Origin of the sequence: Pseudonocardia pini, assembly GCF_013870575.1 — a bacterium.
In the GTDB taxonomy this organism is placed as follows: Bacteria; Actinomycetota; Actinomycetes; order Mycobacteriales; family Pseudonocardiaceae; genus Pseudonocardia; species Pseudonocardia pini.
Window position 1 is genome coordinate 1 of record NZ_JACBXB010000135.1, and the last position, 9535, is coordinate 9535.

The window sequence follows — 9535 nt, forward strand, 5'->3', positions numbered from 1 at the left end:
CGACCCTCACCAACCCCGGCAAGGTCCTCTACCCGCTCACCGGCACCACCAAGGCGGACGTCCTCGCGCACTACCGCGCCGTCGCTGCGGTCATGCTCCCCCACCTGCGGGACCGCCCGGTGACCATGGTCCGCTGGCCGGACGGCGTCGAGAAGCCCTCGTTCTTCGAGAAGGACGTCTCCCGGCACGCGCCGTCCTGGATCCGCACCGAGCGCGTCGGCACACCGGGCGGGCGTTCGGAGAGCGCGGACTTCCCGTTGATCGAGAGCGAGGAGGGGCTGGCCTGGGCGGCGAACCTGGCCGCGCTCGAGCTGCACGTTCCGCAGTGGACGGTGGGCCCGCGCGGCGGACGGCACACCCCCGACCTCGTCGTCTTCGACCTGGACCCCGGCGAGGGGACCACGGTGGTCGAGTGCTGCCGCGTCGCGGAGGCCATCGCGGACATCCTGGCCGAGGACGGTCTCGTGGCGTACCCGCGGACGTCGGGCGGGAAGGGGCTGCAGCTCTACCTGCCGGTCACGGTGTCCGCGGCCGAGCAGACCACCGAGTTCGCGAAGACCCTCGCCGAACGGCTGGCGCAGGAGTCGCCGCGCACGGTCACCTCGGTCATGGCGAAGCAGCGCCGCCGCGGCAAGGTCTTCGTGGACTGGAGCCAGAACAACACCGCGAAGACCACGATCGCCAGCTACTCGCTGCGCGGGCGGGCCCGCCCGACCGTCGCCACGCCGGTGGCCTGGGACGAGGTGCGGGCCTGTCGCAAGGCCGCCGACCTGGTCTTCGACCTCGACGCCCTGCCCGCGCGGCTCGACGCCCACGGGGACCTCCTGGAACCCCTCCTGTTCACCGAGCGGCAACGGCTTCCTCGCCGCGGGGTGGGAGGGTCCTCGGCGTGAGCGATCGGCATCCCTACCTCGACGGAGCCCACCCGCGCCGGTACGCGCACCGGGGCTGGCACATCGGGGAGCTGGCGGGCTGCGAGAACACCCTGGCCGCCTTCGTCCTCGCCGTCGAGCGCGGGTTCGACTACCTCGAGATGGACGTGCACGCCTCGGCGGACGGCGTGCCGATGGTGCACCACGACCCGCTGCTGGACCGGACCACGAACGCGTCCGGGCCGGTGGGGGCCCGGCAGGCGGCCGAGCTGGACGAGGTGCTCGTCGCGGGCCGCGAGCCGATCCCGCGACTGGAGACCGTCCTCGCCGCGCTGCCGGACACCCGGATCACGATCGAGCTCAAGTCCGACGACGTCGTCGCCCCCACCCTCGCCGTCCTCGAACGCCTCGACGCCTGGGACCGGGTCTGCCTCGGCTCGGTCACCGAGGCCAGGCTGCGGCGCGCCCGCGCGGCCGGACCCCGGCTGCTGACGTCGATGGGCACCAGCGCCGTCCTCGGCCTGCGGTCCCGTGCGTGGCTCGACCGGTTCCCCCTCCCCGTCCCGGACGCCCTGCTCCCGCCGGTGCGCGGCGGCCTCGCGCAGCTCCCGCACCGGTTCGGCCCGCTGACCGTCGTCGACGAGGCGCTGCTCGCCCGCACCCGCCGGGCGGGGATCGAGGTGCACGTGTGGACCGTGAACGACCCGGCCGAGATGCGGCGGCTGCTGGAGATGGGGGTCGACGGGCTGCTGTCGGACCGTCCCGATCTCTTGATCGACCTCTAGAGTCACCGCGGTGACAACCGATGCGGGTCCGGTCGCCCGACGGCAGGTCGTGTCCTGGGGGCTGTGGGACTGGGGCTCCTCGGCCTACACCACGATCTTCCTGACCTTCGTCTTCTCCGTGTACGTCACCGACTCGGTCGGGGCGGACCTCCCGGGGTCGGTGAGCGCGCAGAGCTGGCTCGGGTGGGCCGTCGGCGCCGCGGGGCTGGTCGTCGCGCTGCTCGCGCCGGTCGTGGGGCAGAGCGCCGACCGCGGCGGGTACGTCCTGCGGTCCACCGCGGTCTGGACGGTCGGCACGGTCGTGCTGACCGGGCTCGGCTTCCTCGTGCAGGACGACTGGCGCTACCTGTGGCTCGGCGTGCTCCTGCTGGCCCTCGGGTCGATCACGTTCGAGCTCGCCGAGGTGTCCTACAACGCGCTGCTCTCGCGCGTCTCGACGCCGTCGACCATCGGCCGGGTCTCCGGTTTCGGCTGGTCGATGGGCTACTTCGGCGGCATCGTGTTGCTGCTGCTGGTCTACGTCCTGTTCATCGCGGGCGAGTCCGGGCCGACCGCCGGGGCGCTGGGCGTGTCGACCGAGAACGGGCTGAACATCCGCGTGGTGGCGCTCGTGGCCGCGGTGTGGTTCACGCTGTCGGCGATCCCGCTCTTCCTGGCGGTGCCGGAGACCCCGCCCGCCGAGGACCGACCCGCGCGGCTGGGGGTGGCCGCGAGCTACCGCAAGCTGTTCGCGGACCTGCGGGACCTCTACCGGGCGTCCCCCCACACCGTCTACTTCCTGGGCGCCAGCGCGCTGTTCCGGGACGGCCTCGCGGCGGTGTTCACCTTCGGCGCCGTGCTCGCCGTGTCCGTCTACGGCATCGGGGCGGACGACGTCCTCATCTTCGGCGTGGCCGCGAACGTCGTCTCCGCACTCGGCGCGCTCTCCGGGGGCTGGCTCGACGACCGGATCGGCCCGAAGCCGGTCATCGTGGGGTCCCTGATCGGCATGCTGGTCGCCGGGGTGATCCTGCTCTTCGTCTCCGGCCCGACGGCGTTCTGGGTGTTCGGGCTCTTCCTGTGCCTGTTCGTGGGCCCGGCCCAGTCGTCCTCGCGGACCTTCCTGGGGCGGCTCTGCCCGCCGGGGCGCGAGGGACAGCTCTTCGGCCTCTACGCCACCACCGGTCGCGCGGTGTCGTTCCTCGCACCGACCCTCTTCGGCGTCTTCGCGCTCATCTCGGACCGGGCCGGGATCCTGGGCATCCTCGTGGTGATCGCCGCGGGGCTGCTGGCGCTGTGGCGGGTGCGTCCGCCCGCGCGGGTGTGATCATCGATGCTTCCGCCTGCAACCACCCTCACCTGGGCAAACCCGTACTGAGCGGTAGCTTCGGTAACGCCGACCGACCCCTGTGTTAACTCTCGTCGCCGCATAGGTGAGCTAAGTCACAGACGGCTGACACGTCACATTCGCGTGTGGCAGTGCGCGGTTTGGGGGACACTCTCTCACCGGGACAGCAATCGGCTGTCGGCGGCCGCACGCCGTCGACGCAGCCCGGGAGTTGTTCCCACCGGGAATGCACGTCTGCACCCGCGACGTTACACCCGGTGGCGACGACGCGATCGTCGAGGGTTGTGCCCTCGGCAGAACGGGAGGAAGACGCATGGCCGACCGCGTGCTCCGTGGCAGCCGGCTCGGGGCTGTCAGCTACGAGACGGACCGCAACCACGACCTCGCACCGCGGCAGCTGGTCCGCTATGTGTCCGCGACGGGCTTCGAGTTCGAGGTGGCCTTCGCGAACGACGCCGAGGCTCCCGCCACCTGGGAGTCCCCGCAGGGTGGTCTTGGCCGCCGCATGGACGGCGTCGAGCCCGAGCAGAAGAAGACCAAGCCGCCGCGCACCCACTGGGACATGCTCCTGGAGCGTCGTTCGATCCCGGAGCTCGAGGAGCTGCTCAACGAACGCCTCGACCTGCTCCGCGAGCGGCGCCAGGAGATCGCGTAGTGGTCGCCTGACGGTTCGTCCGACCCTCCCGAACGGGTCACGATCGACAGGCGCGCCAGCCGCACCACGAAGCCGGGCCACCTCCCGTGGGGCCCGGCTTCGTCGTGTGCGGGGGATGTCCGTGTCCGGGGTGTCTAGGGTCGAGCCATGTCTGTGCGCACCTTCCGGGACCTGGCCGACGCGCACGTCGCGGCCCACGCCGAGCTCGATCCGCTGCTGGCGACCGAGCTCGGCCTGCCCACCGGCCAGGACCGGCTCCCCGACCTCTCCCCCGCGGGCGAGGAGGCCCTCGATGCCCTCGACCGGGACACCCTCGCCGCCCTCGACCAGGCCGGTGACCCCGCCGACGGCGACGAGCGCCGGTGCGCCCGGCTGCTCCGCGAGCGCCTGACCAGCGCCCAGGGCGTCCGCACGCTCGGCGAGCACCTGCGCAACGTCCAGATCCTGTTCGGTCCGGTCCAGAGCCTGCGGACCGTCCTCACCCTCATGCCCACGGACACCGCGGAGCAGCGCACGGCCCTGGCCGCCCGGCTCGCCGCCGTCCCCGAGGCCTTCGCCGGCTACACCGAGACCCTGCGGGCAGGCGCCGGCCGTGGCCTGGTGGCGGCACCCCGGCAGGTGGACGCCGTCGTCGGACAGCTGGGGTCGTGGCTGGCCGCGGACTGGTTCGGTGGGTTCGCCGCGAAGGCCGGGCTACCTGCGGGGAGCGCCGACACGGCGGGTGCGGCGCTCGCGGCACTGCGGGACTTCCTCGCCCAGGACTACCGCCCGCACACCGAGGACGCGCCCGACGGCGTCGGCGAAGAGCGCTACCGGGCCGCGGTCCGCCGGTGGACCGGCGCCGACCTGGACCCGCGCGAGGCCTACGAGTGGGCGTGGAGCGAGTTCCACCGGGTGCTCGCCGAACAGGCCGTGCTCGCCGAGCGGATCCTGCCCGGCTCCACCCCCCGCGCCGCGATGACCCACCTCGAGACGCACGGCGAGATCGTCGACGGCGTCGACGCCGTCCGGGAGCGGCTGCAGGAGATCATGGACGGGGCGATCTCGGCGCTGCAGGGCACCCATGTCGACCTCGCCCCGGAGCTGCTGCGCGTCGAGACGATGATCGCTCCGGAGGGCAGCGCGGCCGCGCCGTACTACACCCAGCCGTCGCTGGACTTCGCCCGCCCGGGGCGCACCTGGCTGCCGACGCTCGGTCGCGACCGCTTCCCGATGTGGGACCTGGTGAGCACCTGGTACCACGAGGGCGTCCCCGGGCATCACCTGCAGCTGGCGCAGTGGGCGCTGTGCTCCGGCAGGCTGTCCGCCTTCCAGGCGTCCGCGGGGATGATCAGCGCGAACATCGAGGGCTGGGCGCTCTACGCCGAGCGGCTGATGGACGAGCTGGGCTTCCTCACCGACCCCGGCGAGCGGATGGGCTACCTCGACGCCCAGATGATGCGGATCATCCGCGTGATCATCGACATCGGGATGCACCTGTCCCTGGAGGTCCCCACCGACGCCCCGCTACACGCCGGGCTCCGCTGGACACCCGAGCTCGCTCGGGACTTCTTCGGCGCGTACTGCGGGCGGGACGCCGCCTTCCTCGACAGCGAACTGCTGCGCTACCTCGGCGGCCCCGGCCAGGCCATCAGCTACAAGCTGGGCGAGCGGGCCTGGCTCGCGGGCCGGGAGGCCGCCAGGGCCGCCCACGGCGCCTCCTTCGACCTCAAGGCCTGGCACATGGCCGCCCTGTCCCAGGGCTCCCTGGGCCTGGACGACCTGACCGCGGAGCTCGCCGTGCTGTGAGCGAGGCTCAGGCTCCGTAGGCCCACTCCCACCCGCCGTCGTCGTCGGTGAAGTTCGGGCGGAAGATCAACGTGCCCGAGGAGTTCGCGGAATCCAGCACGACGGCGCCACGGTACTTCGACGCGGGAGACAACGAGTCCGGCAAGGACATGCTGCGGTCCAGACAGCCGAAGGACGGCCCCGTCGCCAGACTGGACTCCGTGAGCCCGTCCTGGCCCACGATGGACCGTGTTCCCGCGGGCCGATCGTGAACTGCCGGAGGCCACCGACGTCGGAGCCGGTGCTGTCGACGACGGCAGTGGGACATCCACGGTGGGGCTCGTCGGAGCGCTTGAGCACGCCGCCGCCACCGTGAGGGCGAGGCCGACGGAGGACGCGACGAGCAGTCGACGAAACGCATTCACGTTCGCAGCGTCGCCGACGGCCGGTCCGCCCGTTACCCGGGTCACCGGAAGGAGTGACCCGCGGTCACCACCTGGCCGCCGCTCGCTGCAGCCCGGGGTCTCCAGCAGCCTCCTACGCGTCGAGGGTCTGGGCCTCGACGACCGGGGGCAGGGTGGACCACGGGAAGTTGATCCAGAGCGGGGTGCGGCGCCACACGTACTCGCACCGCACCTCGCTCTGCGGCTTCTCGTACACCACGGCGCACCGGACGTCCGCGACGTGCTCGCCGCAGAAGTCCCGGACCAGCTTCAGGGTGGCGCCCGTGTCCGCCACGTCGTCCGCGACCAGGACCTTCGACCCCGAGAGGTCGACGACGTTCGGGACCGGGGGCAGCATGACCGGCAGCGGCAGCCGCTCCCCCACCCCGGTGTAGAACTCCACGTTCATCACGTGCAGGTTCTTCACGTTCAGCGCGTAGCCCAGCGCGCCCGCGACGAAGAGCCCGCCACGCGCCACGGACAGGATGATGTCCGGGCGGTACCCGCTGTCCGCGATCTCCTCGGCCAGCTGCCGCGACGCCTGCCCGAACAGCTCCCAGGTCAGCGTCTCGCGCTCGTCGCTCATGACGATCAGCCTAGGGGGGCCTTCGGCCGCAGCCAGGACAGCCGGTGCTCGAGCCCCCACCGGGCCACGTTGACGAAGGCCTCCGCCATGACCGACGCGTCCATCTTGGACGACCCGATCTCGCGCTCGGTGAACGTGATCGGCACCTCGCGCACCCGGAAGCCCGCCTGCAGCGCACGCCACGCCAGGTCGATCTGGAAGCAGTAGCCCTGCGAGATCACCGAGTCCAGGTCGAGCTCCTCCAGGACCTGGCGGCGGTACACGCGGTAGCCCGCGGTGATGTCGCGGATCGGCACGCCGAGCGCGATCCGTGCGTACACATTGGCCCCCCGCGAGAGCCACTCCCGGTGCACCGGCCAGTTCACGACCTGCCCACCCGGGACGTACCGGGATCCGAGCACCACGTCGGCGCCCGGCCCGTCGTCCAGTGCGGCGAGCAGCGCGGGGAGGTCCTCCGGCGCGTGCGAGCCGTCCGCGTCCATCTCGACCACGACCTGGTGCTCACCGGAGAGGGCGTGCCGGAACCCGGCGAGGTAGGCGGCGCCGAGGCCGTTCTTGCCCTCGCGGTGCAGCACCCGGACCCGCGGGTCCGACTCGGCCATCTCCTCGGCGAGCTCGCCGGTGCCGTCGGGGCTCGCGTCGTCCACGACGAGGATGTCGGCGGCGGGCACCGCGGCGTTGAGCCGCGCGACGACGCGCCCGAGGTTCTCCCGCTCCTCGTAGGTCGGGATGACCACCAGGACCGGTCCCGGAGGCTCAGCCATCGATGTCCTCTCCTGTCCGCGCCGCCGACGCGGCCCCCACCTGCGCGGACGTCCCGTGTCCGCGGCGACCCCGCCGCCCGACGACGACCGCGGCGGCGATCGCCGAGACGCCCAGTGCGGTCAGCACCCACTCCGGGACCGACCGCAACCGAGTGGCCAGCGTAGTCGCGTCCTTCAGGGACTCGACAGCGACCAGGGTGCCGGGGACGAACTGCCCGGTTCGTCCGGTCACGCGGCCGTCGGTGTCGATCGTGGCGCTGACCCCGGAGGTGGTGGCCACGACGGTCGGCCGGTCGTGCTCGACCGCCCGGATCCGCGACATCGCGAGCTGCTGGTAGGTCATCTCGGAGAGCCCGAACGTGGCGTTGTTGCTGGGCACGGCGAGCATGGTCGCGCCCGCGGACACGCTGTCCGCCACGAGGTCGTCGAACGCGACCTCCCAGCAGATGGCGATCCCGATGTCGGCGCCGCCCGCCGTCAGGACGCCCGGTCCGGGCCCGGGGACGAAGTTGCCCGCGCGGTCGACGTACGAGGAGAACAGGCGGAAGAACGAGCGCCACGGCATGTACTCGCCGAAAGGCTGGATGCGGCGCTTGTCGTTGCGCGCCACCGGCCCGGCCACCGGGTCCCAGACCAGGATCGAGTTGCTGGTCGTGCGGTCGTCGTTCACGAGCACGGAGCCGACCAGGATCGGCGCCTTGACCGCCGCGGCGGCCTGGGAGATCTCCTGCGCGGCGTCCGCGTTGCGGAACGGGTCGATGTCCGACGAGTTCTCCGGCCAGAGGACGACGTCCGGTTGGGGCTGTCGGCCCGCGGCGACGTCCGTCGCCAGCTGCTCGGTGACCTTCACGTGGTTGTCGAGCACCGCACGCCGCTGGGCGTTGAAGTCCAGCCCGAGCCGCGGCACGTTGCCCTGGATGGCCGCCACGGTGACCTGCTCGTCGGGGCCGTTCCGGGTGGCGGGCACGAGCCCGGCGATCGGGCCCGCGCCCAGCGCGACGACGAGCAGCACCGCCGGGACGACCGTCGCGCGCACCTCACGGCGGACCAGCCTGCGCACCAGCTCACCGAGCGCGAGTCCGGCCAGGACGGTCACGAAGGACAGCAGCGGGACGCCGCCGATCGACGCCGTGGGCAGGAACAGGCCCTCGGGCTGGCCGAAGCCGACCCGTCCCCACGGCAGCCCGCCGAACGGCACGCGGCTGCGGACCGCCTCCACCCCCACCCAGATCGCGGCGCCCCAGAGCGGCGCCACGGGGAGGCGGGCGGTCACGGCCATGCCTGCGCCCGCGAGGCCGAGGAAGAGCGCCTCCGCGACGCTCAGGGCCAGCCAGGGCAGGGCGCCCACGAACCCGCCCGTCCAGGACAGCAGCGGCACCAGGAACGCGAGCCCGAACACGAAGCCCAGCAGGAACCCGCGGCGGGCCCGGACGCCGTGCAGGGTCGGACCGAGCACCGCGAAGACGAGGGGCGCCAGCCACCAGAGGTCCCGCGGCGGGAAGCTCAGGTAGAGGAGGACACCCGCCACGGCAGCGGGCAGCAACCGGGCGAACAGGCGCGTCGCGCGTCCGCGGGCGGGAGCGGGGCCGGACGGCGCGGGATCCAGGGTGGGGGCGGCCACGAGGAGGAGCCTACGGGCTCCAGGCGGGGTCCCGGCCGCTGCGGGCGACCAGGCCCGCCAGACCGGTCCCGGCCGCCTTCGGCGGTGCGAACGCGGACTCCCCGAACACCTCGCCGCGCAGCAGGGTCAGTCCCTCGCCGGCGGTGGCGAGCACCGCGTCGTCGAGCGTGATCGAGGTGCCGAGCGCGGTGGCCAGGTCCCAGCCGTGCAACACCGTCTCGGCCACGAGCTCGGCGACGAGGGTCGGGACCGGTGTGCGGCCGCGGTACGGGAGCTCGACGTCCGGGGGCGCGGTGGCGAGGGCCGCGAGCAGCGCCGCCGAGGAGGCGGACAGGTCCGCGGCGGGGTGGCCGAGCCGGTGGGTCGGGTCGCCCCCGCGCCCCCGACCCGTCAGACGGTCGGCGAAGACCCACTGCCAGCCGACGACGTGGGTGAGCAGGCCGCGCACGTCGTACTCCGCGCACGGGGTGGGCAGGTCGAGGTCCTCCGGGCGCACCCTCACCGAGCGGAGGGCGTCCAGCGCGACGTGCAGCGGGCTCACAGCAGGTCGAGCAGGCCCGGGTCCGCCGGGGCGGGGCGACGGAACCACTCACGACCGTAGGTGGTGGCGAAGTCCCGCTCGGGGAGGTCGGCGGGGTCCACCTGGCTGGCGTGGGCCAGGATCGCGGCCCGCTTGACGGTCAGGTGCCGGGCGTCGCCGGTGACCGTCAGGCCG

General features: G+C 73.1%; 10 protein-coding genes. 5 read left to right on the forward strand and 5 right to left on the reverse strand.

What is annotated here, in order from left to right; genetic code table 11:
- The 5 genes from ligD to H5J29_RS10775 all read left to right on the forward strand — a co-directional run.
- The coding region (gene ligD, locus H5J29_RS10755; protein ID WP_181780788.1) for a non-homologous end-joining DNA ligase at positions 1-893 on the forward strand (893 nt) is incomplete at its 5' end.
- Complete coding sequence (locus H5J29_RS10760) at positions 890-1657, forward strand: glycerophosphodiester phosphodiesterase family protein (protein WP_181780789.1); 768 nt, start codon at positions 890-892, stop codon at positions 1655-1657. The genes ligD and H5J29_RS10760, both read left to right, overlap by 4 nt.
- Positions 1658-1667: 10 nt before the next feature.
- Complete coding sequence (locus H5J29_RS10765) at positions 1668-2963, forward strand: MFS transporter (protein WP_181780790.1); 1296 nt, start codon at positions 1668-1670, stop codon at positions 2961-2963.
- A 334-nt stretch (positions 2964-3297) separates the two neighbouring features.
- A complete protein-coding gene (locus tag H5J29_RS10770) occupies positions 3298-3639 on the forward strand; it encodes an RNA polymerase-binding protein RbpA (protein WP_181780791.1) in 342 nt (113 codons plus the stop codon).
- Positions 3640-3786: 147 nt separating this feature from the next.
- Positions 3787-5427 carry a DUF885 domain-containing protein gene (locus H5J29_RS10775; RefSeq protein WP_181780792.1) on the forward strand — a complete coding sequence of 547 codons (1641 nt, stop codon included), beginning with the start codon at positions 3787-3789 and terminating at the stop codon, positions 5425-5427.
- Positions 5428-5434: 7 nt separating this feature from the next.
- Here the strand turns inward: H5J29_RS10775 and H5J29_RS10780 are convergent, their stop codons facing one another.
- The 5 genes from H5J29_RS10780 to H5J29_RS10800 form a co-directional block, all read right to left on the reverse strand.
- On the reverse strand, positions 5435-5578 hold the full coding sequence (locus H5J29_RS10780) for a hypothetical protein (protein WP_181780793.1): 144 nt from the start codon (positions 5576-5578) through the stop codon (positions 5435-5437).
- Positions 5579-5943: 365 nt separating this feature from the next.
- Positions 5944-6435, reverse strand: coding sequence for a phosphoribosyltransferase (locus H5J29_RS10785; protein WP_181780794.1), 492 nt, complete (start codon positions 6433-6435; stop codon positions 5944-5946).
- Between the two features lie 5 nt (positions 6436-6440).
- Positions 6441-7199 carry a polyprenol monophosphomannose synthase gene (locus H5J29_RS10790; RefSeq protein WP_181780795.1) on the reverse strand — a complete coding sequence of 253 codons (759 nt, stop codon included), beginning with the start codon at positions 7197-7199 and terminating at the stop codon, positions 6441-6443.
- A complete protein-coding gene (gene lnt, locus H5J29_RS10795; RefSeq protein ID WP_181780796.1) occupies positions 7192-8820 on the reverse strand; it encodes an apolipoprotein N-acyltransferase in 1629 nt (542 codons plus the stop codon). The genes H5J29_RS10790 and lnt overlap by 8 nt, the downstream gene beginning before the upstream one ends.
- A gap of 10 nt (positions 8821-8830) precedes the next feature.
- Entirely contained in the window at positions 8831-9361 is a 531-nt protein-coding gene (locus H5J29_RS10800; protein WP_181780797.1) for a maleylpyruvate isomerase family mycothiol-dependent enzyme, read from the reverse strand.
- Positions 9362-9535 lie beyond the last annotated feature (174 nt).

Excerpts from the sequence above, each read along its gene's own strand:
- H5J29_RS10780 (WP_181780793.1), bottom strand. The coding sequence starts at position 5,578 with ATGTCCTTGCCGGACTCGTTGTCTCCCGCGTCGAAGTACCGTGGCGCC.
- H5J29_RS10770 (WP_181780791.1), top strand. The coding sequence starts at position 3,298 with ATGGCCGACCGCGTGCTCCGTGGCAGCCGGCTCGGGGCTGTCAGCTAC.
- H5J29_RS10790 (WP_181780795.1), bottom strand. The coding sequence starts at position 7,199 with ATGGCTGAGCCTCCGGGACCGGTCCTGGTGGTCATCCCGACCTACGAG.
- H5J29_RS10785 (WP_181780794.1), bottom strand. The coding sequence starts at position 6,435 with ATGAGCGACGAGCGCGAGACGCTGACCTGGGAGCTGTTCGGGCAGGCG.
- H5J29_RS10775 (WP_181780792.1), top strand. The coding sequence starts at position 3,787 with ATGTCTGTGCGCACCTTCCGGGACCTGGCCGACGCGCACGTCGCGGCC.